Source organism: Peptococcus simiae, assembly GCF_046097595.1.
Lineage (GTDB): Bacteria > Bacillota > Peptococcia > Peptococcales > Peptococcaceae > Peptococcus > Peptococcus simiae.
Genome location: NZ_JBJUVG010000002.1, coordinates 198,212 through 223,916 on the forward strand (window position 1 = coordinate 198,212; position 25,705 = coordinate 223,916).

Annotated in this window: 25 protein-coding genes, 1 other RNA gene, 1 pseudogene and 1 other annotated feature; of the genes and pseudogenes, 6 read left to right on the forward strand and 21 right to left on the reverse strand. The window is 49.9% G+C overall.

Translation table 11 applies throughout. The annotated features are described in order from the left end of the window. Window positions 1-25 precede the first annotated feature (25 nt). From ACKQTC_RS02430 to ACKQTC_RS02440, 3 genes and pseudogenes are all read right to left on the reverse strand, one after another. A complete protein-coding gene (locus tag ACKQTC_RS02430; protein WP_408976941.1) occupies window positions 26-511 on the reverse strand; it encodes an RNase H family protein in 486 nt (161 codons plus the stop codon). Window positions 512-523: 12 nt separating this feature from the next. Next, window positions 524-688: pseudogene (locus ACKQTC_RS02435) on the reverse strand (ribonuclease H1 domain-containing protein); the annotation flags it as partial. A gap of 21 nt (window positions 689-709) precedes the next feature. Further along, window positions 710-886 carry a 4Fe-4S binding protein gene (locus tag ACKQTC_RS02440; protein ID WP_408976841.1) on the reverse strand — a complete coding sequence of 59 codons (177 nt, stop codon included), beginning with the start codon at window positions 884-886 and terminating at the stop codon, window positions 710-712. A 274-nt stretch (window positions 887-1,160) separates the two neighbouring features. On the opposite strand from ACKQTC_RS02440, the gene ACKQTC_RS02445 reads away from it, so the two are divergent. Next, complete coding sequence (locus ACKQTC_RS02445) at window positions 1,161-2,057, forward strand: 1,4-dihydroxy-2-naphthoate polyprenyltransferase (protein WP_408976842.1); 897 nt, start codon at window positions 1,161-1,163, stop codon at window positions 2,055-2,057. A 50-nt stretch (window positions 2,058-2,107) separates the two neighbouring features. Here the strand turns inward: ACKQTC_RS02445 and ACKQTC_RS02450 are convergent, their stop codons facing one another. From ACKQTC_RS02450 to nrdR, 5 genes are all read right to left on the reverse strand, one after another. Next, complete coding sequence (locus ACKQTC_RS02450) at window positions 2,108-3,772, reverse strand: formate--tetrahydrofolate ligase (protein WP_408976843.1); 1,665 nt, start codon at window positions 3,770-3,772, stop codon at window positions 2,108-2,110. Window positions 3,773-3,788: 16 nt separating this feature from the next. Further along, window positions 3,789-5,843: a glycine--tRNA ligase subunit beta gene (gene glyS, locus ACKQTC_RS02455; RefSeq protein WP_408976844.1), complete on the reverse strand. Its 2,055-nt coding sequence runs from the start codon at window positions 5,841-5,843 to the stop codon at window positions 3,789-3,791. Then, window positions 5,836-6,726, reverse strand: a complete 891-nt coding sequence (gene glyQ / locus ACKQTC_RS02460; RefSeq protein ID WP_408976845.1) for a glycine--tRNA ligase subunit alpha — start codon at window positions 6,724-6,726, stop codon at window positions 5,836-5,838. The genes glyS and glyQ overlap by 8 nt, the downstream gene beginning before the upstream one ends. A gap of 41 nt (window positions 6,727-6,767) precedes the next feature. Further along, window positions 6,768-6,930: a binding site (T-box leader), on the reverse strand. Between the two features lie 33 nt (window positions 6,931-6,963). Next, window positions 6,964-7,734, reverse strand: coding sequence for a DNA repair protein RecO (gene recO / locus ACKQTC_RS02465; RefSeq protein ID WP_408976846.1), 771 nt, complete (start codon window positions 7,732-7,734; stop codon window positions 6,964-6,966). Beyond that, window positions 7,727-8,179, reverse strand: coding sequence for a transcriptional regulator NrdR (nrdR, locus tag ACKQTC_RS02470; protein WP_408976847.1), 453 nt, complete (start codon window positions 8,177-8,179; stop codon window positions 7,727-7,729). The genes recO and nrdR overlap by 8 nt, the downstream gene beginning before the upstream one ends. A 96-nt stretch (window positions 8,180-8,275) precedes the next feature. Between nrdR and ACKQTC_RS02475 the strand changes: the two genes are divergently transcribed. Further along, window positions 8,276-8,638 carry a hypothetical protein gene (locus ACKQTC_RS02475; protein WP_408976848.1) on the forward strand — a complete coding sequence of 121 codons (363 nt, stop codon included), beginning with the start codon at window positions 8,276-8,278 and terminating at the stop codon, window positions 8,636-8,638. A gap of 38 nt (window positions 8,639-8,676) precedes the next feature. Here ACKQTC_RS02475 and trxA read toward each other — a convergent pair whose 3' ends face one another. Then, window positions 8,677-9,000 (reverse strand): thioredoxin, encoded by a 324-nt coding sequence (gene trxA / locus ACKQTC_RS02480; RefSeq protein ID WP_408976849.1) that lies wholly within the window; start codon window positions 8,998-9,000, stop codon window positions 8,677-8,679. Window positions 9,001-9,069: 69 nt separating this feature from the next. Further along, entirely contained in the window at window positions 9,070-9,753 is a 684-nt protein-coding gene (locus ACKQTC_RS02485; RefSeq protein WP_408976850.1) for a tRNA threonylcarbamoyladenosine dehydratase, read from the reverse strand. A 172-nt stretch (window positions 9,754-9,925) separates the two neighbouring features. Here ACKQTC_RS02485 and ACKQTC_RS02490 point away from each other — a divergent pair, with 172 nt between their 5' ends. Further along, window positions 9,926-10,123 (forward strand): DUF1858 domain-containing protein, encoded by a 198-nt coding sequence (locus ACKQTC_RS02490; protein WP_408976851.1) that lies wholly within the window; start codon window positions 9,926-9,928, stop codon window positions 10,121-10,123. Between the two features lie 109 nt (window positions 10,124-10,232). Continuing rightward, window positions 10,233-12,488 carry a transglycosylase domain-containing protein gene (locus ACKQTC_RS02495; protein ID WP_408976852.1) on the forward strand — a complete coding sequence of 752 codons (2,256 nt, stop codon included), beginning with the start codon at window positions 10,233-10,235 and terminating at the stop codon, window positions 12,486-12,488. Between the two features lie 40 nt (window positions 12,489-12,528). On the opposite strand, the gene rnpB is transcribed toward ACKQTC_RS02495, so the two are convergent. From rnpB to ACKQTC_RS02510, 3 genes are all read right to left on the reverse strand, one after another. Beyond that, window positions 12,529-12,851: RNase P RNA component class A (gene rnpB, locus ACKQTC_RS02500), an RNA gene on the reverse strand. Window positions 12,852-12,892: 41 nt separating this feature from the next. After that, on the reverse strand, window positions 12,893-13,564 hold the full coding sequence (locus tag ACKQTC_RS02505) for a DVU0298 family protein (RefSeq protein ID WP_408976853.1): 672 nt from the start codon (window positions 13,562-13,564) through the stop codon (window positions 12,893-12,895). A 94-nt stretch (window positions 13,565-13,658) separates the two neighbouring features. Further along, window positions 13,659-14,858 (reverse strand): stalk domain-containing protein, encoded by a 1,200-nt coding sequence (locus ACKQTC_RS02510; protein WP_408976854.1) that lies wholly within the window; start codon window positions 14,856-14,858, stop codon window positions 13,659-13,661. A gap of 110 nt (window positions 14,859-14,968) precedes the next feature. Here ACKQTC_RS02510 and ACKQTC_RS02515 point away from each other — a divergent pair, with 110 nt between their 5' ends. Further along, window positions 14,969-15,469, forward strand: coding sequence for a peptidylprolyl isomerase (locus tag ACKQTC_RS02515; RefSeq protein WP_408976855.1), 501 nt, complete (start codon window positions 14,969-14,971; stop codon window positions 15,467-15,469). Window positions 15,470-15,563: 94 nt separating this feature from the next. Here the strand turns inward: ACKQTC_RS02515 and ACKQTC_RS02520 are convergent, their stop codons facing one another. From ACKQTC_RS02520 to ACKQTC_RS02550, 7 genes are all read right to left on the reverse strand, one after another. After that, window positions 15,564-15,746 (reverse strand): hypothetical protein, encoded by a 183-nt coding sequence (locus ACKQTC_RS02520; RefSeq protein ID WP_408976856.1) that lies wholly within the window; start codon window positions 15,744-15,746, stop codon window positions 15,564-15,566. Between the two features lie 14 nt (window positions 15,747-15,760). Then, complete coding sequence (gene smpB, locus ACKQTC_RS02525; RefSeq protein ID WP_408976857.1) at window positions 15,761-16,216, reverse strand: SsrA-binding protein SmpB; 456 nt, start codon at window positions 16,214-16,216, stop codon at window positions 15,761-15,763. Then, entirely contained in the window at window positions 16,194-18,347 is a 2,154-nt protein-coding gene (rnr, locus tag ACKQTC_RS02530) for a ribonuclease R (protein ID WP_408976858.1), read from the reverse strand. Before rnr ends, smpB begins: the two co-directional genes overlap by 23 nt. 203 nt (window positions 18,348-18,550) lie before the next feature. Beyond that, entirely contained in the window at window positions 18,551-19,933 is a 1,383-nt protein-coding gene (gene argH, locus ACKQTC_RS02535) for an argininosuccinate lyase (RefSeq protein WP_408976859.1), read from the reverse strand. Beyond that, window positions 19,930-21,156: an argininosuccinate synthase gene (locus ACKQTC_RS02540; protein ID WP_408976860.1), complete on the reverse strand. Its 1,227-nt coding sequence runs from the start codon at window positions 21,154-21,156 to the stop codon at window positions 19,930-19,932. The genes argH and ACKQTC_RS02540 overlap by 4 nt, the downstream gene beginning before the upstream one ends. A 10-nt stretch (window positions 21,157-21,166) precedes the next feature. Next, on the reverse strand, window positions 21,167-22,090 hold the full coding sequence (gene argF, locus ACKQTC_RS02545) for an ornithine carbamoyltransferase (protein WP_408976861.1): 924 nt from the start codon (window positions 22,088-22,090) through the stop codon (window positions 21,167-21,169). Then, window positions 22,090-22,416, reverse strand: a complete 327-nt coding sequence (locus ACKQTC_RS02550) for a hypothetical protein (RefSeq protein WP_408976862.1) — start codon at window positions 22,414-22,416, stop codon at window positions 22,090-22,092. Before ACKQTC_RS02550 ends, argF begins: the two co-directional genes overlap by 1 nt. Window positions 22,417-22,612: 196 nt before the next feature. On the opposite strand from ACKQTC_RS02550, the gene ACKQTC_RS02555 reads away from it, so the two are divergent. Continuing rightward, window positions 22,613-23,875, forward strand: a complete 1,263-nt coding sequence (locus ACKQTC_RS02555) for a competence/damage-inducible protein A (protein WP_408976863.1) — start codon at window positions 22,613-22,615, stop codon at window positions 23,873-23,875. Window positions 23,876-24,048: 173 nt separating this feature from the next. Here the strand turns inward: ACKQTC_RS02555 and ACKQTC_RS02560 are convergent, their stop codons facing one another. Beyond that, on the reverse strand, window positions 24,049-25,632 hold the full coding sequence (locus ACKQTC_RS02560) for an IS1182 family transposase (RefSeq protein WP_408976864.1): 1,584 nt from the start codon (window positions 25,630-25,632) through the stop codon (window positions 24,049-24,051). Window positions 25,633-25,705: the final 73 nt, after the last annotated feature.

Sequence of the window (25,705 nt, forward strand, 5' to 3'; positions counted from 1 at the left end):
TTATTTATATTTATTTGTGGCGTTCTTACCCCTTTATAGCTAAGGCTTCTCTAGCCAATCGATCTGCATAGTCATTATATGTGTCTCCGCTATGTCCCTTGACTTTTATAAAGCGGAGTTTAAGTTTTCCTTGAACGTGCTGGGCATATTGCTGATAATCCTGAGTCAAGGGCAGGTTGGCTTTCCAACTCCCCCTGGCCCACTCTGCAATGCCGGTGTAATCATGTACAATCACCAACTCCGAGACCCCCTGGTCCAGGGCATAGGCCATAGCCCGGTAGGCACCGGCCAGCTCACCGGCCACATTATGGAGCTTGGCATTTTCAGGATCGGTATAGGCTTCAGAGAAAGTCTTCCGGCCGGCTACCGTTAGCATCACCACACCGCAGGCATACCTGCCGGTACGGGCGTCATAGCTCCCGTCCACATAGGCAACGAACCGGTCCTCTGTCGGTTGAGGGGTAGCAGCGGCGAGCTCCTTTGAAGATGGGGTTGAGGGGGCACCCTGCATGTAGTGCTCGGCAGCCTCTTTATCTTTAAAACTTTTATATACCGCACCAGGGAAACCATGGACCTGTTTTTTGCAGTTTTCCCAGTCGGTATAAATCCCAGGGGCACGTCCTATTTTGACAGCATAATACTTAATTAAGGTATCCTCCTGTCTATGTAGTGTGCCGCAAAGCGGCACATCGGTGAAGCCTGACTTAAATTATTCAGCATCAATACAGTCAGACGGGCAAGCTGCTGCACAGCTACCGCAGTCGATGCAAGCATCAGCGTCAACGACACGGATCCCATCGTCATTAGCACTAATTGCGCTAACCGGGCATTCGCCTTCACATGCGCCGCAAGAAATGCAGCAATCTCCATTAATCACGTGAGCCATTTAAGAACACCTCTTTTCCTCTTATCGTTAACCTCCAACACCTATCATTATAACAAAAGGAAGGGCACCGCTCAATAATAAAACTTCTGAGTTTAAGTTACTCCTAAGTAACCTTCCAGTGAATACTTTTTAGAAATCGCTCAACAAGGCGATTTTCCTTTTATTCATACGGATTAATGACAATGTGGTTACATCTCCCCTTCGAGGTCTTTTTATTCAAATTGACATTGGGCCCGTCTATGGTACACTTTCTTTATAGAAATGAGGTGTTTTAGTGCGTTCTATTGATTTTTGGTGGCGAATGATTCGCCCCCATACCCTATCAGCAAGCTTTATTCCGGTCTTTGTCGGGACGGCCCTGGCCATGCAGGAAAGTGGACGGCTAAGGGACTTGATCCTCCTGGCTATGCTGGCGGCCTCGGTGCTTATCCAAATTGCAGCGAATCTACTGAATGAGTACTTTGACTTCCATAGCGGCTTGGATACCCAGGCCTCCATCGGGATTGGAGGGACCATCGTCCATGATGGGCTCAGCCCCTCCTTTGTCTTGCGGACGGCCTTTGTCTGCCTGGGACTAGCGGTTCTTTTAGGGCTCTACCTGGCCTGGAGTACCAGCTGGTGGCTCCTCCTTGTGGGGGCCCTCTGTGTCCTTATTGCCTTTTTATATGCCGGTGGTCCCCTGCCCCTCTCCCGGACGCCCTTTGGTGAAATTTTTGCCGGTGGGACCATGGGGGCCGGCATCACCTGTATCGCTTACTATGTCCAGCTGGGCAAGCTCACCACCCATGTCTTATGGGTAGCCTTCCCTATTTTTATTTTAATCGGACTTATTTTAACGGCTAATAATTTACGGGACCGGGTCGGGGATCAAAAGGGCGGCCGCCGGACACTGGTCATTTTGCTGGGCCATCGAAAGAGTGTTATCTTTATTGCCTGTGGCCTGGCCCTGGCCTACCTTTGGACTTTCGTCCTCCTGGGAACAGGGCACAAGTGGGTCATCCTCTTGCCCTGGCTATCTGCTTGGCGGGTCCGGAAGGTCATTGGCGGCTTTTCCCGAGAAAACCAGTCTCCTGCAGAAATGATGCCGGCTATGGCCCAGATGTCCAAATTAAACCGGGACTATGGGAGTTATTTGGCCCTGGCCTTGATTTTAGAATCCTTTCTTCCTTAATTTAAAGAAAAAATCCACCTGCACATTACAGCAGGTGGATTTTTGTATCTCTAAAATAGGCCTGTTACTTCTCCTTCAGCGTTGACATCCATGCCGAGAGCTGCCGGTTCTTTCGGTAAGCCCGGCATGGTTAAGATGCTGCCACAAAGAGCGACAATAAAGCCCGCCCCGGCAGAAACATGCAGGTCTTGGATGGTGACGGTAAAGTCTTCCGGCGCCCCCAACCGGGTCGCCTCATCAGAAAAGGAGTACTGAGTCTTTGCCATGCAAATGGGCAAGTCTCCATAGCCGGCTGCGGTCAGCTGGCGGATGACTTTCTCCGCCTGGGCACTATAAACGACAGCTCTTCCGCGGTAGATCCGGGTCACGATATCTTGAATTTTTTCTTTAATGGGCGCCTCAACAGGATAGGCAAAGGTAAATTGCCTGGGCTTATCTAAAAGAGCCAGAACGGCTTCGGCCAGCTCAGCACCGCCGGCACTGCCCTTAGCCCATACTTCTGAAAGGGCCACTTGAACCCCCCTATCCCGGCAGGCCTTGCGAATCAGGTCCAGCTCGGCCTCTGTATCTGTCGGGAAGCGGTTGATGGCCACAACAGCAGGTAGCCCGTAAACTTTCTGGATATTATCCAGATGACGGAGCAGGTTGGGCAAACCGTCTTCAAGGGCTTCCAGATTTTCGGTTCCTAGGTCATCTTTGGCCACCCCACCATTGTACTTTAAAGCCCGAACGGTAGCGACGACAACGACAGCCGAAGGCTCTAAGCCGGCATAGCGACACTTAATATCAAAGAATTTCTCAGCGCCCAGGTCAGCCCCAAAGCCGGCCTCTGTGACAGCAATATCCCCAAAAGATAGGGCCATTTTAGTTGCAATAATGCTGTTGCAACCATGGGCAATGTTGGCGAAGGGGCCGCCATGGATAATGGCCGGTGTCCCCTCAAGGGTTTGGACCAAGTTTGGTTTCAAGGCGTCTTTTAAGAGCATCGCCATGGCCCCATGGACTTGGAGGTCCTTGGCGGATACATAGTCGCCGGCGAAATTTTCACCGATGATAATCCGTCCCAGGCGGTCTTTTAAGTCGGTCAGGTTATTAGCAAGGCAGAGAATGGCCATGACTTCCGAGGCCACCGTAATGTCAAATCCTTCTTCCCGGGGCATGCCGTTGGCTGGGCCACCGAGGCCGCAAACAATCCGGCGTAAGGCCCGGTCGTTCATATCCAGGCATCGTTTCCAGCTAATCCGCCGAGGGTCAATCCCCAGGGCATTCCCTTGGTGGATGTGGTTATCTATGGCTGCAGATAAAAGATTGTTGGCCGAGGTAATGGCATGCATATCCCCTGTGAAATGGAGGTTGATATCTTCCATGGGGATGACCTGGGCATAGCCCCCGCCGGTTGCACCGCCTTTAATCCCAAAAACCGGGCCAAGAGAGGGTTCCCGCAAGGCAATCACCGTCCGCCGACCGGCCTTATTGAGGGCATCGCCAAGGCCAACGGTGGTCGTTGTCTTGCCTTCACCGGCCGGCGTGGGGTTAATCGCTGTAACCAGGACCAATTTTCCCTTGGTCGCCTGGTCTTTTAGGAGAGAGAGGTTCAATTTAGCCTTGTGGGGGCCGTACAGATAAAGGTCTTCTTTGGGGATATTAATCTGGTCTGCAATGGTTTCTATCGGCTGGGGTACAATGCTGTTGGCAATCTCAATATCGGTTTTCATAGATAATCCCTACCTTTTAATTTAACCGGTCAAAGTCAGCTAAAGCCTTACCTAGTTCAGTGTAGTCTCGCAAGAGGGCTAGACGGTTCATCCGCACATCCTCTCTTTCGTCCATAACCATAACAGCGTCAAAAAAGGCATCCAGGGGCTGGCTCAGGACAGTTAAGGCCCGCAATTGATCTTGAACCCCTGCGTCTTTCTGCTTGTCCTTGTAGTCTTGAATGGCAGTGAAAAGCTGCCCTTCTGTCGGATCGTCAAATAAGTCCGGATTGATAGCCCGGTCATCACTTTTCCGGGCTAGGTTATTGGCCCGTTTGTAGGTTTGCAGGATACCTTCAAAGGCATCTTTTTCGGTTTGGCGGAACTGATCCATGATTTTTGCCCTTTCCATCGTCGCCAGGGGGTTATCGTACCCAGCTGCTAAGAGGGCATCAACAAAGATGGTATCATAGTCTTTTTCTTTAAGGACGGTCCGCATCCGCTGGTCAAAGAAGCGGAGCACCTGGTCCCCCAGGGCTACCGGATCATCGACCAAGTCGCTGGGCAGGGCTTGAATGGCCAGGTCAATCAGGGCCGCTAAGGAAGCAGGAATCTGATTCGAAATGAGAATGGCCACAATTCCGCTGGCTTGCCGGCGCAGGCCGTAGGGGTCCTGGGACCCGGTCGGTTCAATACCGGCAGCAAAGCAGCCGACAATGGTATCGAACTTATCGGCTAGGGCCAAAATAGTCCCCGCCTCTGTCGCCGGCAGGTCATCTCCATAAAAGCGGGGCATATAGTGTTCCCGTACGGCTTGGGCCACCGCCTGATTATCTTGGCCGCTTCGCCCTACATAGACCTCACCAATAATACCCTGAAGTTCCGGAAATTCGCCAACAACATTGCTCACCAGGTCTGTTTTAGCTAGGCGGGCTGCCCGAACAGCATCCGCAATGGTCTTTTCGTCATAGCCTAAGTCTTGACCGATCTGACCAGCCAGGCCTTGCAGCCGGTCCACCTTTTCGTAAACGGTGCCCAGCTTTTCCTGGAAAACAACGCTTTTCAGTTTCTCCAGCCGACTTTCCGGTAAGACCTTCAAGTCTTCTTCAAAGAAGAAACGGGCATCAGATAGGCGGGCAAGCAGGACCCTTTCGTTCCCGGCTCTGACGACATCCAGGTAGTCATCTGTCCCGTTACGAACAGTTAAAAAGGCATTCAAGAGGCCCTTACCGGCAGCATCCCGGACCGGGAAGTACCGCTGGTGCTCTTTCATCGGAGTAATGACCAGTTCCGGCGGAATCTCCAGGAAGGCATCATCAAAGCGGCCCAAAAGGGCAGTTGGATATTCGACCAGGTAAACAATTTCTTCTAAAAGATCAGGATCTTCTTCCAGTTGCCCGCCGGCCTCATCGACCAGTTTTTGCAGTTGGTCCTGGATCATGGCCCGCCGTTTTTCCTGGCCAACAATCACATAGTTTTCTGCCAGCTGGGTGAAGTAGGTATCCACAGAAGCCACGGCGAATTCGCTTTCGCCTAAGTGACGGTGGCCCCGGCTCAACCGGTCGGATTCAGCCACTTCAATAGAGAAGGGGATGACCTGGTCATCACAGAGGGCCAAAATCCAATGAATGGGCCGGACATAGCGGAGTTGGTGGCTCCCCCAGCGCATGGTTTTAGGAAAGTGTAAGTTTAAAATAAGCTTGGGCAGCATTTCTTTTAAAACGGTCATCCGGGATTCGCCGGTGGCTGTTTTAGTGGCAAAAACATAGCCGTCTCGAATCGTAATATCCCCGGGAACAACGCCTTGTGAAGCCATAAAGCCCTTGAGGGCCTTATTGGGGTTGCCCTCACTGTCATAGGCCACCTTTTCCGAAGGCCCCCGGACTTCTTCATGCAAATCCTCTTGACGGTCAGCTACACCCCGCATATAGAGAACCAGGCGTCTGGGTGTCGCAAAGGTTTTTACTTCAGAAAAAGGGAGTCTAGCTTCTTCAAGGGCTGTTTCAGCAGAAGCTTTCAGCTCTTTTAACGCAGCCGGCAAAAATCGTGCCGGGACCTCTTCCATGCCGATTTCTAAAATAACATCACTCATGTTCTGCCTCCTTTTTCTCTTTTAATAAGGGGTAGCCCAATTCTTCTCGTACAGCCACATAGGCCTCTGCACAGGCTCTAGACATATTCCGGACCCGGGAGATATAGTGGGTCCGCTCGGTCACACTGATGGCCCCGCGAGCATCTAAGAGGTTAAAGGTATGGGAGCACTTCAATACATAATCATAGGCAGGCATGACCAGGCCTGCTTCCAGGGTGCGGAGAGCCTCTTTTTCGTACATATCAAAAAGCTGTAAAAGCATCTGCACGTCTGCCAGCTCGAAGTTGTACTTGGAATACTCCACTTCATTATGGTGGAAGACGTCCCCATAGGTTAAATCCCCAACCCAAGGCAGGTCATAGACATTATCCTTATTGTCAATAAACATGGCTAACCGCTCAAGGCCATAGGTGATTTCACCACTAACTGGGGAGCAGTCAATGCCCCCGCATTGCTGGAAGTAGGTAAACTGGGTCACTTCCATCCCGTCCAACCATACTTCCCAGCCAAGGCCCCAGGCCCCTAGGGTAGGCGATTCCCAGTTATCTTCGACAAAGCGCACGTCATGCCGGCTCATGTCAATACCCAGGACCTCTAAACTTTTCAGGTAAAGTTCCTGGATATTTTCCGGCGAGGGCTTGAGGATGACCTGATATTGGTAGTAGTGTTGCAAGCGGTTGGGGTTATCCCCGTACCGACCGTCGGTTGGACGGCGGCAGGGCTCAACATAGGCCACATGCCAGGGCTCTGGCCCTAAGGCCCGCAAGAAGGTAGACGGGTTCATGGTCCCGGCCCCTTTTTCTATATCATAGGGCTGTAAAATAATGCAGCCCTCATCACCCCAGAATTTATTGAGGGATAAGATCATACTTTGAAAATCCATATTATCTCCTTTCATCAAAAAAACGCCCCGTTCCTGTCAAAGACAGGGACGAGACGTTTCCCGCGGTTCCACCCTGATTAGCTTGCGCTCTCTCAAAAAAAGAAACTCACGGGCGCCCTTCAAAAACACCATTTACTATCCTCCCACCATCGATAGCTCGCTGAAAAACAGTTATTTTTTACTCTTCCCGGTCATCGTTTCATATGAATTTATGCATTAAATATAGCGTTGAACGGCCTACTTGTCAAGAGATGGACTGGCAAAGAGGTGGCGAACACTTTGGCGTGATGCCAGAGGAAAGTCCAAAATATATTGATAGCGCTGACCGAGGTAGTCATATACCTGCCGCCGGGCCGGCTCTGTTAATAAAATATGGCCTAAGTGACGAAGATCTGCCCGGTCTAGATACTGCAGGTAGGCAAAGGCCGCTACCGGCAGGCTAGCCCCAGCACCATCTTCCTGGCAGTCCTTATGAATAAATTCGCCGTCAGCTCCGGCGACAGGGGCCTCTCTATAACCCGGGAGCCTTTCCCCGCAGACGCTACATCGATCCAGGTCTGCTGCGAAGCCGGCATCCTTTAAGAGGGCCCATTCCATATAGAGGATCCACTGCCAAGCACGGACCGTTGGCAAAAGAGCCAGTCCGTCCCTTAAAAGCTCGTATCGGCCTGCGTTTGGCTCGTTTTCGACTGTCATCTGGTGGAACAAATCACAAATATAGAGGGCTGCAACGGAATACCGGTAATTGTTCCGGATAGCATCATGGGCATCGATTAAGTCAGCGCCGGTTAGAACAGGCAGGCCCTTGCCGGCCACCAACTGAAGGCGACATTCCGAAAAAGGGGCGATCAGCCCGCGAAGACGACTCTTTTCCTTCTTTAAGCCCCGGGCGATAAAGGTTTGGTGGCCTATATCAGCAGTCAGGGCCGTCACCATCACATCGGCTTCATTAAAAGTCCGCTCCTGCAGGATAATGGCATCATACTTCCCCTCTATGCGATCAGTCATGGCGGTGCGGCAGGTTCTCTATTTCCTTGATAAAGGTCTCTACATCCGAAAAGTCCTTATACACAGAGGCAAAGCGGACATAAGCCACCTGGTCCAGGTCAATCAGGCGATTCATGATGGCTTGACCAATCCGGGCAGAGTCTACCTCCCGGCCCTCGGCCTTTAGGTCCTTTTCAATTTCTAAAGATAATTTTTCGAGTTTATCTACGGATATCGGCCTTTTTTCACAAGCCTTAACCAAGCCTTTCATGACCTTGCTCGCATCAAATAACTCTTTCCGGCCACTTTTTTTGACCACAAGTAAGGGCATGTCCTCGATTTTTTCAAAGGTCGTAAAGCGGTTATGACAAGCGGTACATTCCCGCCGTCTCCGGATGACATCACCACTTTCTGCTGTGCGCGTATCCAGAACGCGGCTATTATGACCACATTTTGGGCATTTCAACCTGCTTCCTCCTCTCTAATAGGCGGTCTAAATTTCAATTGAAGGTCATTGACAGGCCCCCGTCATCATGCTATGTTTGCACTAGGAGGTCATGCTATGAAAGATTACTTTACGCATCTAATCAATGGTAAATACCGGTCACTATTAATCGCCTTAACGCTGGGGCCCTGTTCTGTAGAAAAGTTAGCCAAAAAAAGTGGGATGACCCCAGCCGAAACGGCTTTGACCCTCCAGGAGCTCGCTGACGAGGGACTCATTGAAAAAGCCGGCACTAGTGCCAGCCATCCCCTTTACCAACTAGACACAGCCCTCCGGAAAAAACTAATCCGAACCGGTGTCCGCCTGTCTCTCAGTCTGCTCTTTGCCCTGATAGGGGTTATGGTGAAAGGCCTGGACAAGAACTTCTCTAAAAATCAAACCCAACGCCTCCACCACTCCCTACCTGACCAGTATCTATAAAGAATAAAGCTGCCCAAACACTCTGGGCAGCTTTTGTTTTAGGATTCGAGCAGACGGGCCAGGTCAGACTTAGGTCTGAAACCGACAACCCGGTCTTTTTCTTCGCCATTCTTAAACAGGATAAGGGTCGGAATGGACATAACGCCATAAGCTTGAGCGGTACGACCAGCTTCATCCACATTTAATTTGCAAACCTTTGCTTTGCCGGCAAAGTCATCTGCTAATTCTTCTACAATGGGCCCAACCATTTTACAGGGGCCACACCAAGCTGCCCAGAAGTCAACCAGTACCGGTTGGTCACTTTTTAGAACAACTTCATCAAAGTTATCGTCCGTGACGATAATAACGTTATCATTAGCCATGAAAATCCTCCTTAAAACGCCTTGGTTTAGTTTTCTATCTATCCACCTTATACCCGACTTTTAAACCGATTACACAGAAATACCAATTATTTCCCGGATAATCTCGCCTGCAATTAATAAGCCTGCAGTGCCCGGTACATAAGACATGGTGCCTGGTGAACCCGCCATTTTAACATATGGACTAATTGGATTATAGCAAACTTTAACCCCTTTGCAAATGGATTCTTCCCGCAGGGCCTTCCTAAGAGCCCTGGCTAGGGGGCAGGTATGGGTTTTCGACAGGTCGGTAATGGTGAAGTGTCGGTTATCGATCTGGTTGCCGGACCCCATACTGGAAATAACCGGCACCTGGGCCCTTTGAGCCGTCACAATCAGTTGCTTTTTAGCTTGCACATCATCCACACAATCGGCTATATAAGCCAGCTCTCCTGCCAAGGTCCAGTCTTCAGTAAGATGAATCCTTTCGGCATGGCACTGGAGGGCGGGATTGATCCTCAATAACCGTTCCTGCATGACCTCTACCTTGGGCCGACCCACAGTATCGGGGAAGGCTTGTAGCTGCCGGTTGATATTCGTAACATCCACAATATCATCATCTATAATGGTCAGCTCGCCGATGCCTCCACGGGCAAGGGCCTCTGCGACAAAGGAGCCAACGCCGCCTACGCCGGCGACAAGTACATGGGCCTTATTTAATCGCAGAACGGCCTCCTCTCCAACGAGCTTCTCTGTACGACTGAGAAAGGTTTCCAATTCATACCGCCTCCCTTAAATAACCTACTTAGTATAACCTTTTGCAATCCCTTTCTCAAGTAAGGGATGCTAACTTTTTTAGACCTATAACTTTTAGATGGCTTGACAAGTGAGATCTTTTTGCTAAAATGACGATTGACGGAGACCCGTCTATATAGAAAGGAGTATCATCATGGCAATCACTAAAGATATGGCTATTTCTGATATTGTTCGGGAATACCCGCAAACAGCTCAGGTCTTCATGGCATATGGCATGGGTTGTCTGGGTTGTGCTGCTGCACGCTTTGAAAATATTGAACAGGGTGCCGTAGTTCATGGTATCGATGTTGATGCTTTAATTAACGCTCTAAACGAAATCGTTAAGGAATAAGGTATAGTTCTTTCGGCGCCCCTCTGGGGCGCCTTTCTTTTTATCTGTTAAATTAGCTATGGAGCCAGTTCAATCTATGCTATAATATGGCCTATAAGGAGGTTTCTCAATGGATAATGAAAAAAACTCACCTGACCAAAATCCCCCTAAAAGGTTTAAATGGTCACATTTACTCATACTGGCCTTTCTATTGCTTTGCGTCGTCGGGGTAACAACGGTGACGACTGTCATTATGGCGGCCATGGGCTCTATGCCGGATATTGAAGACCTGGACATAACGAGCTACAACGTAACCAGCTACATTGTCGATAAAGACGGCGACTTCGTCGATAAGCTTTCAGCGAATAATAATCATATTCAGATTAAGTACAATGAAATTTCTCCGAATATGATTAAGTCTGTCGTTGCCATCGAGGACAAGCGCTTTTACAAGCATAATGGGATTGACCCCATTCGGATTGGCGGGGCTTTTATTGCCAACTTACGGGCCGGTCACATTGTCCAAGGGGGGTCCACCATCACCCAGCAATTAGCCGGGATGGCCCTGAATAAACGGGACGAAAAAAGTTATTCCAGAAAAATTCAGGAAGCTGTATTAGCCCTACGGATAGAAAAGCAATACAGCAAGGAAGATATTATTACGGCTTATTTAAACCGGGTTTATTTGGGCGTCGGCAACAGCGGCATGAACTGTTATGGGGTAGAAGCCGCCGCCAATGATTTATTCGGTAAGCATGCCTCTGAACTCTCCATTGCAGAAGGGGCCATGATTGCCGGGATTATTCAGAACCCTGCCGGCCACTCCCCCATTAGCAATCCGGACAATGCCTTAGCACGCCGGGGCCAAGTCCTCCAGGCCTTATTAGCCAATAAATACATCACTGAGGCGGATTATCAGAAGGCTGCCAATGCTCCCTTAAACTTGGCCACCATTTCTGTCAGTCCGGAAACAGAGACCCAAACCTATAATCAAAGCTATATTGATGCGGTTATTACAGCTGCTGCACAAAAATTAGGCTTAGAAAAAGATATCAACCAGCTCTATACGGGCGGCTATATTATTCATACACGATTAGACCAGCCTTTACAGAAATACATGTTTGATTATTTTAATTCCGATTACAACTTCCCGGGTGGTGCCTCAAATGAAACCCTGCAGGCCGCCATGGTCATTATGGATGCCGCCTCCGGTGGCGTACGGGCCATGGTTGGCGGTCGTCACCTGGATGAAAACCGCAGCCGGGGTTGGAACTATGCCACTCAAAGCACCCGTCAGCCCGGGTCTGCCTTTAAGCCCATTTTTGTATACGCGCCGGCCTTTGAAAAAGGCTACGGCACCGGGTCCGTCTTTAAGGATGCCCCCTTCCGGAGTGATTCCGGCCATGAAATTAAAAACGCTGACTTACAGTATCACGGGGATGTCACCATCCGTAAAGCCATCGCTGATTCCTACAATACAGTAGCGGTACGGGTTTTACAGGAAATCGGCATCAAGGATAGCCTCAAGTTCGCTAAAAATATCGGTATATCCACTCTGGTTGAAGAGGGTAACGTCAATGACGAAACCTTATCTGCCGGTCTAGGGGGCCTCACCAAGGGGGTCTCCGTGATGGATATGGCAGGTGCCTATGGGGCCTTTGCTGATGGCGGGGTCTATACTGAGCCGAACCTGATTTCCAAGATTACTGACGAAAAAGGCCGGGTCATCTGGGAAGAAAAGGCCGAGCGCCACAAGGGCATGAGCCCAGAAACCGCCTACATGGTTACCTCCTGCTTGCAGAGCGTGGTCTACGAAGGGATTGGCGGCGCAGCTGCCTTAGGCGATGGCCGAACCGTTGTCGGTAAAACCGGGACCACAGATAACAGTAAGGACTTCTGGTTCGCCGGCTACACTCCCCAACTGGTTGGCGTCGTCTGGATGGGCTTCGATACACCGGCCCCGATTTACGGTACCTCAACAAACGCGGCCGTGGTCTTTAGCAACATCATGACCTACGCCCACCGCGATCTACCGGTAGAAAATTTCGAGCGCCCTGAAGGCCTGGTAGATGTGCTCATTGATACCAAAACAGGTAAATTGGCCACTCGGTCTACTCCATATGCCTTCAGACATATGGAACTCTACGCCAGTGGCACAGAACCCACCACCTACTCCTCGGCCAATTATGCCAATTACTACCGGCAACAGCAACAAAACACTGTTCAACAGCAGCAAGCGACCCAAAACACTGGCCAGAACCAGCAGGGTCAACAACAAAACCAGCAACAGCAAGGCCAACAAAACAGCCAGCAGCAAACGGGCCAGCAGGGCCAATACCAACAAAACCAACAGTATTACGGCCAGCAAACCGGTACCGCTGCTTAATGGCATACAAAAACCCCCTGTACAAAAAATGTACAGGGGGTTTTTCAGCAGATAATAAGCCGGGTTCTGTATCAGTGATCATCTGTCTGAGACAAGAGTTACCTCTTGCCTTAAGCGACCTACCCGAAAACAGAATGGGCCACTCTATTGTTTTCTACTAGGTCTTGCACCGGATGGGGTTTACCTGGCCAATTGGTCACCCAATTGCCGGTGCGCTCTTACCGCACCCTTTCACCCTTACCCGAAGGCGGTTTGCTTTCTGTGGCACTATTCCTTAAGGTTACCCTCACTGGCCGTTAGCCAGCATCCTGCCCGATGGTGCCCGGACTTTCCTCAGCCGAAGCCGCGATCACTTTCTGCTGCGTAACCCTTATTCTACCCCTTCTCTTTTTTTTTGTAAAGTTTTACTTGGCAGCAGCCTTACACCGCTCCAGGGCTTCAGCGGCCAAACTTGAAATGGTATATTCCTGCAGGGTACCATTTTCATAAATGGGGAAGCTTCTGTCGTCTTCCAAGAGAGCCTCCAGGGCTTTGGCGGCGGGTGCATAGGGCACTTCTCTGAAAGCCCAGGCGGCATAAGCCCGTGCTTCCGCTTCATGGTAAGTAATAAAGGGAAGGGTTTTCGGCAAGAATTCCTGCATTTCCTCACCATAGCGTGGCGCCATTTGCACATAAGCCCAAAATAAACCCGGGTAGCAGATTTCATTTAAGCCCGCATGGTAAAATAAGGGCCCTACAAATTCTACAAACTGACGCTTACGATCATGGGCGAGCATGGTTCCGATGACCTCTGCTGAGGCCCAAGGGACATTGGCACTTTCTTCACACATCTGTAGGATAAAGCGCCGAATGACATTGCGGAAAAGCTCGTCGTTTTCAGGGGCGTATTTTTCAGTCAACTGACCGATGATTTCAATCGCCTGCCAGCGGTCTATCTGGGTAATCGGGGCATAAACGTGCATTTGTAATACCCGCATCGTTGCCGGTGCGTCTTCTTCAAAGGCAGATGCGATGACATTGAAGCGGTCATCGGCCTGGCCCTTCAACGCTTTTGTCACAGTCCGTCTAATATTCACCTGTCATCCTCCTCGATAAGGGTCTTACCTAGCATATACCCAAGCCGGGCCCATACAAAAAGCACTGGTTCCCTTGAGAAACCAGTGCTGGCTTTTAATAGGCGGCCATTTCCCGCCAAATTTGTTCGACAATAATTTGACCATAGCGGTCACCCGGTACAGCCCAGCGGCCATTCAGGTCTGCCCAAACGTGGGCTTTGCCTCGATTACCGTGGTTAAAGCGGCCATCATATAATTGACAGCCACCCGGTAGGGGGTTGGCACTGGCATAGGAGTACAGGTGCTGGAGGTGGGCTTCCACCCCGACAGCCGGCGTCTTATAGGACCAGCCATGAACACCCAGGGTCAACCAGGCGGCTGATGGATCAATCGTTGAAAAGACTTGCTTATCTAAGTCTTCCTGGGTGGTCCGGCGGCCAATCGCCCCCAGGCCACAGTAGTTATTTTGCTTAGGCAGGACCTCATTGCCATATTGGAAGTAACCGGTTTCTTGAATGGCTTGCGCCAGGGCGACATCCCCCCGGATTCCGTATTTCGGCGCAATGGATAAGTACAGGGCACCAATGTTTTGAGGGAAAGGGGTAAACCGTTTACCGGTTCGCAGGGTTTGGGCCTGCATTTGTTTCTCTTTATCAGCCAAATAGCGGTTGACCTGGTCCAGGCTCAGGCAGGCCTCGCCTAAGATGGTCATGCTCGTAGCTGTTTGCCCGCTGAGGGAAACTTGTGGTGCCGAACTTGGGATGGGCTCATAGACCGGTGCTGGGTCAGAGGGTGTCGTCCTTTCCTCGCTTGCTATAGTCGGCGGCGCCCAAGTGGCTTCAGGCTGGCTTTCTTCACCCACTAGTTCCCCTTGTCTATCTTGTTGGACCGTTACCAGGCCATCATGCCATTCAACTTGGGCACCCAGCCCTTCCGAAATGGCCCGCAAGGGTACCATGGTATAGCCCGGCGCCTTAATATAGGCCTGGCCCAGGGAGGGTGTCAGACCTAGCTTTTCCCCGTCGATATAGATGCTAATTTGAGGCCGGTTGGGATTAGAGCTGATGGCGTGATTCCCGGTCTTGCTGATTGAAACAAGCTGCTCTTCCTGGTCCCAGGCCACATCGTAACCCAGGCCTTCGGAAATGGTCCGCAAGGGCACATAAACCCGTGAGTCGACCAGTTCAGGTCGGGGCTCAGAGAAATAGGCATCATTGTTAATCAATAAGGTAATAGCTGCTTGAGCCGGGGGCTGGTTAAAGGCCGCACAAAAAAGAAGGCCCAGAAAAAAGGGCACTATAATTTTCTTTATCATTAAAGGCTAATCCTCCTCAGATGCGTTTAGAGAAAGCTATATCTAGGTAACTAGTTTATATTGACTTTATTCATTTTAACGCAAATAGACATGTTAAAGGAGACAAATTAATGACAAATCCTATTGTTACCATTGAGATGGATAATGGTGATCTGATTAAGCTTGAACTCTATCCTGAGATTGCCCCTAATACCGTTGCCAACTTCACCCACCTCGTCCAGAAGGGCTTTTACAACGGTCTTACCTTCCACAGAATTATCCCTGGCTTTATGGTCCAGGGCGGCTGCCCCAATGGTACCGGAACCGGCGGCCCCGGTTATACCATCGCCGGTGAATTCACCAGCAATGGCTTTAAGAATGACCTAAAACATGAACGGGGCATTATTTCTATGGCCAGAACCATGGCCCCAGATAGTGCCGGCTCCCAATTCTTCATTATGCATGCCAAGGCCCCCCACTTAGACGGCGAATACGCCGCCTTTGGTAAAGTCATTGAAGGCATTGAAGGCGTTGACCATATCGCTGAAACCCCCAGCCGCCCGGCTTTCATCAAGCAAATGACCCTGGAAGCTGGCGACTACGAAGTAAAAGAACCGAAGGTCTCTAACTAAATAAAAACACCCTTAGTACTTTAAACAACTGGCCCCCCAAATTTGGATTTAAAAATCCAAATTTGGGGGGCCAGTTGTTTACTAAGCCTATCTTCTAATGTCTGAAGTTTGGATTGGTATTGTCTAAGTCAGAGTTGGTCGCTGCATCTGCTAAAAATATGGAAATCACCCCAATGAGGGTAATGAAGACGGTACGCGCCACACGACGGATGACGCTTTTTTTCACTTCTGAAAAATAAACTTGTCGAATATCTTTAGTTGTTAGTTTCTGTCCCATTCAAATGCCTCCTCTTATCTCTGACGCGATTTCAGTGCCCGATCGATATCGCGGCGGGCAGATTTTTCAGCAGCCACCGCCCGCTTGTCATACAGTTTTTTCCCGCGTGCCACGGCCAGGTCTACCTTCACATTCGCATTGTTAAAATAAATCTTTAAGGGCACCAGGGTCAGGCCCTTTTCTTTTATCTTTTGCTCAAGCTTTAGAATTTGTCGCTTATGCAAAAGTAACTTTCTTTTTCTTAAGGGGTCAACGTTGTTGATATTCCCATGTTCATAAGGGCTGATGTGCATGCCCTCGATGAAGATTTCGCCTTGGTCGATCGAGGCATAGGCGTCTTTTAAATTTACCCGCCCGGCTCGGATAGACTTCACTTCTGTCCCTTTAAGGACAATTCCCGCCTCGATGCTCTCTTCAATGTAGTAGTCATGTCGGGCCTTTCTATTATCAGCGATGACTTTCACTTTCATCCTCCTCACTGATTAATTCAAAGTCCAACTGGGCTAAGTCCACATTCGCTTTGAGTAAGCGAACCTTGACCGGTTGACCCAGGCGGTAGGTCTTCCCGGTGTGTTCCCCAACCAATAAGAGTTGGTCCTGGTTAAAGCGGTAGAAATCGTCAACCAGGGTTGAAATATGCACCAAGCCTTCTACGGAGTTTTCTAATTGGACAAAGAGGCCAAAACCGGTAACGCTGACCACCCGGGCGTCAAATTCCTCGCCCACATAGTCAACCATATACTCAACCTTTTTAAGAGCCAGGACATCCCGTTCGGCCTCTTCAGCAACCCTTTCCGTCAGGCTGGCCTGCTCGGCATAGCGACTGAGGGAGGCTTCTTGGGTGACCAACCTTTTTTTAGATAATTTATAGTTATGGTGGATGTGTTCCTTAATCACCCGGTGGATGGCCAGGTCACTGTACCGGCGGATTGGAGAGGTAAAGTGGGTATAGTACTTGGAGGCCAGGCCAAAGTGGCCCTGAGGCTTGGGTGAATAGTAAGCATGAGTCATCGACCGGAGCATAACCATGTTAATGGGATAGGCTTCCTCTGCGGCCACCTGGTCCAGAACGGCTTGGTAATCCCGCGGCTGGACTTTATCTTCCTGGATGTGCAGGGTGTAGCCATAGGTCTGAAGGAAGCGGCTGACATCCTCCAACCTTTCCTTTTCAGGCATTTCATGAACCCGATAGATGAAAGGGGTCCGCAAACGGAAAAAGCGCTCGGCCACCGTTTCATTGGTGATAATCATGCACTCTTCAATAATCCGCTCAGCCAGGCCCCGGCTCTTCCAGTAAATATCCACCGGGCGGCCATCTGCATCTAAACGGATGGCGCTTTCCGGCAGGTCAAACTGAATGGCGCCCCGGTCCATCCGTTTTTGCATGAGGATGCCCTGAAGGCTTTCCAAGTCTTTCAGCATGGGGACGATTTCTTCGTATTCCTTAGACAGGTGCTTATCACCGGCTAGGATGGCATTAACCCCATCGTAGGTCATCCGGGCCTTGGTATGAATGACCCCCTCCATGATTTCGCTGGCAACAACCCGCCCCTTCTCATCAATTTCCATGGCACAAACCATGGCCAACCGGTCTTCTCCGGGATTAAGGCTGCAGATGCCATTAGAGAGTTCCTGGGGCAGCATTGGCAGGACCCGGTCCAGGAGATAAACACTGGTCCCTCTTTTATAGGCCTCTTTATCAAATACGGAGTCTTCCGGCACATAATAGCCGACATCGGCAATGGCCACCCGCAAGAAATAATGATTGTTATCCAGGACTTCTAGTTGAACGGCATCATCTAAGTCTTTAGAGTCTGCCCCATCAATGGTAATAAAGGGAATATGGCGTAAGTCATGACGGTTATCAAAATCCGCTGAACTGATTTTTTGGGGCACGTCCTTGGCCGCTTTAAGCACCTTATTGGGGAATTCGGCCCGCAAGTGATGTTCATATATAATCGATAGAATATCAATACCGGGATCCGATTCTTTGCCTAAGACCCGCTTGATAACCCCTTCGTGGTTTCTAGACCCATCTGACCATTTTTTGATTTCAACTAAAACGATCTCATTCTTTTTAGCACCGGAAAAGCCGGACTTGGGCACAAAAATATCTCCGGCATCGTCCGTGATGACAAAGCCAAAGTGTTTGTGGGCATCCAACTTACCGACAAAGGAGGTTCTAGCCCGCTCCAAGATGCGGATGACCTCGCCGGTCGCCCGCAATTGGTCACCGGTCTTAGGGTCTTTTTTCGCCGGCGCCCCAAGGCGGACAATAACCTTATCCTGGTCGAGGGCCCCGTTTAAGGCCTGGGCCGGGATGAAAAGGTCATCCTTATCCGGGTTATCTAAAATAAGGAAGCCGAAGCCCTTTTTATTCTTTTTTACTTTACCGACGGCCAAGTTCAATTGCTCGGGGAGTCCATACCGGTCTGTTCTGGTTTTGACCAGGGCCCCTTCTGCTGTTAGCTCATCAATACTTTTCTGGAGGTTTTTTCGATCGCTTTTACTTAATTGGGGAAAAAGCTTGGCAATGCTCTCAAAAGGCAAGGGCTTGGTCGCATTGTCCTGAAAAACCTTTAAAACGAATTCTTTATTCATGCTCACACCTCTTTTCTATGATAAATGATTCTTTCTAAAAAAGATAGGTCCAGCACCACGGACCAGTCATTTTTACAGTATTTTTTATCGCCGGGATGCTTTCTACTGACTACATACCTGGCCGCAGGATAAAATAACCCCTAAAAGTCAGGCCGGTCGGTCTAACTTTTAGGGGTTTTATTTGATGAGCTTGATGGGCGTATCTATTGCTGCTGAGTGAGCCAGCTTTTACATTCGTCCAGGGCCTCTTCCACTTGAGGGAAACCGGGCGCCCCTTTGGTGTGGCGTCTTTTCACACAAGTATCTACAGAGATGGCCTCGTAGATGTCCTCTTCAATTTGAGGGGAAGCCTTTTGCAGGTCTGCTAAAGAGAGGTCACCGAGGGCCTGACCTTGGTCTAGGGCATGGGCCACGAGTTCACCGACAATCCGGTGGGCATCTCTAAAGGCCACGCCCTTGCCGACCAGGTAGTCTGCCAGGTCGGTGGCATTGGTAAACCCGCCTTCACTGGCAGCCCGCATGTTTTCTTTTTTAACTTTCAGGGTTTTAAGCATGGGCGCCGCCATCATCAGGCATTTTTGCCAGGTTTCGATGGCATCAAAGAGCCCTTCCTTATCCTCTTGCATGTCTTTATTGTAGGCCAGAGGCAGCCCTTTCATGGTCATCAGCATGGCCATCAGGTGGCCGGATACCCGGCCGGCCTTCCCGCGGATGAGTTCAGCCACATCGGGGTTTTTCTTTTGCGGCATAATAGATGAGCCGGTGCTGTAGGCATCATCCAGGTCAATAAAGGCAAATTCCTGGCTGGCCCATAAGATAACCTCTTCGCTCAAGCGGGATAGGTGCATCATGCTGACAGAGGCGGCATAGAGGTAGTCCAAGACAAAGTCCCGGTCACTGACCCCGTCCATAGAGTTGGCGCAGGGGGCATCAAAATCCAGGGCTTGGGCGGTCTGGTTACGGTCTAGGGGGTAGGTGGTCCCGGCTAGGGCCCCACTCCCCAGGGGCATGATATTATTATTTTTCTGCCAGTCATCCAGGCGGACAACATCCCGGCGAAACATCTGGATATAGGCCAGTAAATGGTGGGCAAAGGTAACCGGCTGGGCCCTTTGCAGGTGGGTGTAGCCGGGCATGATGGTTTCCACATGGGCCGCGCCTAGGTCATGGAGGACTTCTACCAAGTCCACCAGGAGCTGACGGGTTTCAGCGACAGCTGACCGGACATACATCCGCAGGTCAACGGCCACCTGGTCATTCCGGCTCCGGCCGGTGTGGAGTTTCTTACCAACATCCCCTACCTTGGCCGTCAGAAGACGCTCAATATTCATGTGAATATCTTCATCTTCGGTGGTAAAGGCCACTTTTCCTTCTTCAATATCTGCCTGAACAGCCTTTAAACCTTCAATAAGGGTATCTGCTTCCGCTCTGGACAGGACGCCGACAGTCCCCAGCATATCTGCATGGGCAATGCTGCCGCGGATGTCTTCCCGATAGAGTTTCTGGTCAAATTTAATGGAAGAATGGAAGTCCTCCATTAAGTGGTCGCTGTCTTTAGAAAAGCGACCGCCCCATAATTTACTCATTTTTCCTCCGTATTCAGACCGGCTTTTTCCTTCATCAAGGCATTCACCTTAACCGGCAGGCCGAATAAGTTAATGAAGCCTTCTGCATCTGCCTGGTTGTAGACTTCATCTTCACCGAAAGTGGCAAAGTCTTCATTGTAGAGAGAATAGGGAGAGGTCATCCCGGCAGAGTGGCAGTTACCCTTGTAAAGCTTCATCCGCACTTGACCGCTAACGGTTCTTTGGGTGGAATCGACAAAGGCATCCAGGGCTTCTCTCAAGGGGGTGAACCATAAACCGTCATAGACCAGTTGGGCGTATTGGTTGGAGACCGTATTTTTAAAGTACATGGTCTGTCTATCCAGAGTTAAGGATTCTAAGGCCAGGTGGGCTTCATGTAAGAGGGTACCGCCGGGGGTTTCATATACCCCGCGGGATTTCATCCCTACCAAGCGGTTTTCAACGATATCTTCAATGCCAACCCCGTGTTTAGCAGCCAGTTCATTAGCCTTTTCCAATAATTGAAGGGGGGCTAATTTTTCCCCGTTCAGAGCGACCGGGGTTCCGTGTTCAAAGTCAATGGTCACATATTCCGCTTCATCCGGCGCATCTTCCGGCCGTGTGCAAATCAGGCAAAGGTCGGCCATCGGTTCATTGGCCGGATCTTCCAAGTCAGCCCCTTCATGAGATAGGTGAAGGACGTTTCTGTCCATGCTGTAGGGGCGTTTTTTAGTGACAGGTACTTCAATGCCATGAGCTTCTGCATAGTCAATGGCATCTTCTCTGCTCTTAATATCCCAAATCCGCCAAGGGGCGATGATCTTTGTGCTGGGAGACAAGGCTTTGATGGCCAGTTCAAACCGGACCTGGTCATTCCCCTTCCCGGTGCAGCCATGGCAAATGTAATCGGCCCCTTCTTTTTTGGCCACTTCAACCAGGGCCTTCCCAATGAGGGGACGGGCACAGGAAGTCCCCAGCAGGTATTTATTTTCATAAATAGCGCCAGCCCGAATGACCGGGAATACATAATCAGCTACGAACTCATCTTTTAAGTCCATGATATAAACTTTAGAGGCACCGCTGGCCAGGGCCTTATCGTGAACCTGGTCCACTTCCGACCCTTGACCGACGTCAGCACAGCAGGCAATGACTTCACAGTTGTAATTTTCCTTGAGCCAAGGGATGATAATTGATGTATCCAATCCCCCAGAGTACGCCATAACTACTTTTACTTTATTTTCCATCTGAATCCTCCTAGTTTATAATTGAAGCCATGATGGCTTTGTGAGCATGTAAGCGGTTTTCTGCTTCATCGAATACCACCGATGACGGCCCTTCCAGGACATCTTCTGTTACTTCCAGGCCCCTGTAGGCCGGCAGGCAGTGCATAAAAATAGCACCCGGCCGGGCCTTGGCCATAAGGGCTGCATTGACCTGATAGTCTTTAAAGATCTTCTGGCGTTCAGCCTTTTCACTTTCCTGGCCCATGCTGGCCCAGGTATCTGTATAAATAATATCAGCATCCTGGACTGCTTCATGGGGGTCAGTCGTTAAAGTAATCGTCTCTTGGCCTGCCGCCTGAGCTGCTTTTACAACAGAGGCATCCGGCTCATAGCCTATCGGGCAGGCAGCCGCTACCGACATACCCACTTGGGCTCCACCGATGTATAAAGAGTGTAACATATTATTGCCATCACCGACATAGGCTATTTTCAATCCTTCTAACTGACCCTTGTGTTCTTTAATGGTCATGAAGTCGGCAATCACCTGGGTGGGATGGCTCCAGTCGGTTAAACCATTGATAACAGGCACATCTGCATACGCGGCCAGATCAACCACATCACTTTGCTTATAAGTCCGGATTAAGATCCCATCTACATACCGACTCATAACCCGGGCTGTATCTGCAATGCTCTCCCCCCGGCCTATCTGCAGGTCCCGACTGCTTAAAAATAAGGCCTGCCCGCCTAATTGGTACATACCTACTTCAAAGGCCATCCGGGTTCGGGTAGATGATTTTTCAAAAATCATGGCCAAGCTCTTGCCCTTTAAGTGGTCATGGGGGGTGCCTTCTTTTAACTGTTTTTTCAACAAAAGACCTGTATCGACTAAAAGCTCTATTTCTGCACCGGTAAAGTCAGCCAGTGCCAGGAAATCGCGCCCTTTAAGGGTTGACATTATTCCGCCTCCTCTGGGGATAATAAAGTAAATAAAATATTTTTAAAGCCAATGCACCGGGCCCGGTAGTAGGGTCGGATTTTAAAGGCGACAATAGCCGCCGATGGACCGGCCCACAAGACTTGACCTGATTCCAGGCTCACGACCTGCCAGCCTTCCGCATCATATTCTAGCCTGGCATTAAATAGCCAAGGGGTCTCACGTCCGTCTTTGATTAGGACGCGGTAGTTGACATGGGTCAAGCCCTCCCCTTCCTCGGTCAGAAAAGCCTGGAGGCCTTCCAGCAATGCTTGTGGCGACTTATATGATTCAATACGATCAGCCATAGGCCCCTCCTCCTTCACTGGGCGCCGGTTATGCTGCTATCGGCAAGGTTGCCAAACAAGCTATCCCGCTAAAGGAAGGCTTGCATAAAAGCTCTGCCAAGCGCCAGGTTTTGAATAAGTATACACCCATACGGAAATTTATGCAACACCTTGTTATTATTTTATGAACCGCGTATGATATCTGAGAGGTGATGAAATGCAAGCAGAAATAATAGCCGTTGGAAGCGAGCTCACCAGCGGACATGTATTAAATACGAATTCCGCCTGGCTGGCCCAGCAGGTGGAAGATTACGGCCTGAAAGTGGTCAGCCATGTAACCGTCGGCGATGCTGCCGACCAGCTGGAAAGAAGCCTGCGCCTGGCCTTAGACCGGGCCGACTGGGTTATCGTCACCGGGGGCCTGGGGCCCACTTATGATGATATTACCAAGGAAGTGGCGGCCAAGGTGTGGGGCCAGCCCCTCCTGCTTTCTGACGAAGCCATGGCCCATATCGATAACTTTTTTAAAGACCGGTCCCAAAAGGCAACCGCCAACAATAAAAAACAAGCCATGGTACCAAAAGGGGCTGAAATCCTAGCCAATCCTAGTGGCCTAGCCCCGGGCATCTGGCTTAAAAACGAAGAAGCCACCCTTGTCCTCCTCCCGGGGCCCCCACATGAAATGAAGGCCACTTTCGAGGCCTCCCTGGCCCCGCGCTTAGCGGCCACTGCCCAGTCTGCTATCCGGCGGCATGCCCTACACTTTTATGGCATTGGCGAGGCGGAGGTGGACAGCCGGCTTGATGACATTCTGCCGGACAATAGCAATCCTCTTGTGGCCCCCTACGCTAAGGGCGGCGAAGTAGAGCTCCAGGTCACAGCCTATGGCCCGAGCGACCAGGCCGCTGAAGACCTCATCAAGCCCGTTATCCAGACCTTGATTGACCATTTCAAGGACTATTTTTACGGTATCGATGTCGACCATTTAAAATACCCGGTAAGTCAGCAATTGGCCCGGGGCAAGTGGTCAATGGCCTCAGCTGAAAGCTGCACCGGTGGGCTTATTTCCAAGTGGTTTACAGATATTCCCGGCAGCTCGGCTTATTTCGCCGGCGGCATCTGCACCTATACCGAAAAGGCCAAGCAGTATTTTTTACAGGTGCAGGCGGATACCCTGGCCAAGTACGGCGCTGTCAGCGCACAAACGGCAGCAGAAATGGCCGATGGTGCCCGTGCGGCCTTCCAAACAGACTTGGCCATCTCCACCACGGGCATCGCCGGCCCAGGTGGCGGCAGCCCCGAAAAACCAGTTGGCTTAGCCTATATCGGCTTGGCCACCCCAACCGGGACCTTTACCTGGCATTTTCAGGCAAATGCCCTCCAGACCAAGCACCGGTCTGCTGTCCGAGATGCGGTTGGCCGGGCGGCCCTATTCCACCTGTTCGAATACCTAAAACAAAACCCGGAAGCCTTATCATAAAAAAAGGGGCTGTGTCAGAATGAGTAAAATCATTCGACACAGCCCCTTTTTTCTTAACGTGCGTAGTATAGGTACTTACAGTAAAAACGCCACTAGTACCAAAAAGTAAGAACACCTTAATTTTAGGCACAGAAATATAAGCCCCCCTTCTCATTTTCGTTTTTTGTATTTTACTAGACTGCTTTTTGGTATCGAATGGGGCCTTGGCAGCCTTTTTTTATTTTGCTCAGCAGTGTATTAAGGTTCATAGCTATGGCCATAAGGTTTATCTCTGCGACAATACTTTCTAGCCCTTTGTGGCGAAAGCGATTGTATTTAAGGCCATCTTTCAGCTTTGAAAACATCCCTTCAGCCTGAATAGATCGATTGATCCGTTCCTCAATACCTAATTGACTACGGAGATTTTCTAATGCTTCCTCTCTATAATGCTGAAAGTCTGGGCTAAAGGAGATGCCTTTACTTTTAGGGTTGGCGACTTTAGCATACTTATTGCATGACTTTGTAAAGGGACAGTTTGTGCATTCTTGGCAGCGGTAGTTTTGAATCCGCTCTTTATGGCCACTTTTACGGGTTTTGTAATAATCCTTTTGCCTTAGAAGCCTTTTACCATTGGTACAAATATAGTAGTCTCCCTCGGATACATAGGTCATGTTCTCCCGACGCCCAATATCCTCTTTGTACTTTCTTGTCTTTGACTTGTCGTAGTTGGCGGGTTTTATAAAGGCTTGGATGTTTTCTTTAGCCAGGAAGCTATAGTTTTCAATGCTTTCATAGCCACTGTCACAAACTACTCGTAAGATGAGACCCCGGTATTTAGGGATGACTTGGCTTAAAAAGGGGATTAAGGTGGGCATGTCATTGGGATGGGCGGAGGCATAGGCGGCAATAATAAATTGGCCACTAGAGGCCAGCTGGATGTTGTAGGCGGGTTTAAGCTGTCCATTACGCATATGGTCGTCTTTCATCCGCATGAAGCTGGCGTCCGGATCGGTCTTTGAGTAGGCGTTCCGGTCAGCTAAGAGGTCTAGCTGTTGCTTGTATTTTTGGAACCGGTCCAACCACTTCTGAAGCATTTCTATTTCTTTTTGCTCCCTTGTTTTTCTCTTGCCGGACCCATATACAAAGACTATTTCTTTTTCCCCGGCTTTTTTATACAGGGCTTTTAAGCTTTCTTCAAGTGTATCTTCAAGGATCTGGCTAGCCGTCTCTTTAGGCAGGTTAAAGTAGTCTGCCACTCGAGCAGATAGTTTAGCCTGATGCCTTAGGATGCTTTTTTTCCAGACAAAGCTGTACCTATTGGCAAAGGATTCTATCTTAGTGCCATCTATATAGATACTGGATAGGTCAACTTGCTTGTCTTCAATGAGCATTTTTAAAAATTGGTGAAGTAAGTCTTCAGCTAGAGGGGCCAGACGCTGGCGGAAGCGGTTAATAGAAGCATAGTCCGGCGGCTTTTGTCCAGCTAATATAAGCCTTAAGCGCAAATCATATTTACAAGCTTTTTCAATGGCACGGCAAGAAAATAAGCCTTCACTGTAGCAGAAAATAATAATTTGGAGCATTGTAACGGGATTGCAGGCCGGTCTTCTTCCTCTTTTTTTATAGCTGCCTATTAAAGCAGTTAAGTCCATCCTTTCTACAAGTTGTTGCACCAGACCTACTTTTCCGTCATCTTCAATATGAAGATCATAAAAGCTCATTTTTACTTGCAATTGTTCTCGCTCTAAGCTAAGATTAAAATAATTGTTGTAGGACATGTATATATTATACCAACAATGGCCAAGGCCCGTCTCAAAAATGAGACGGGCCTTGTGCTTTTTTAGGGGGCTA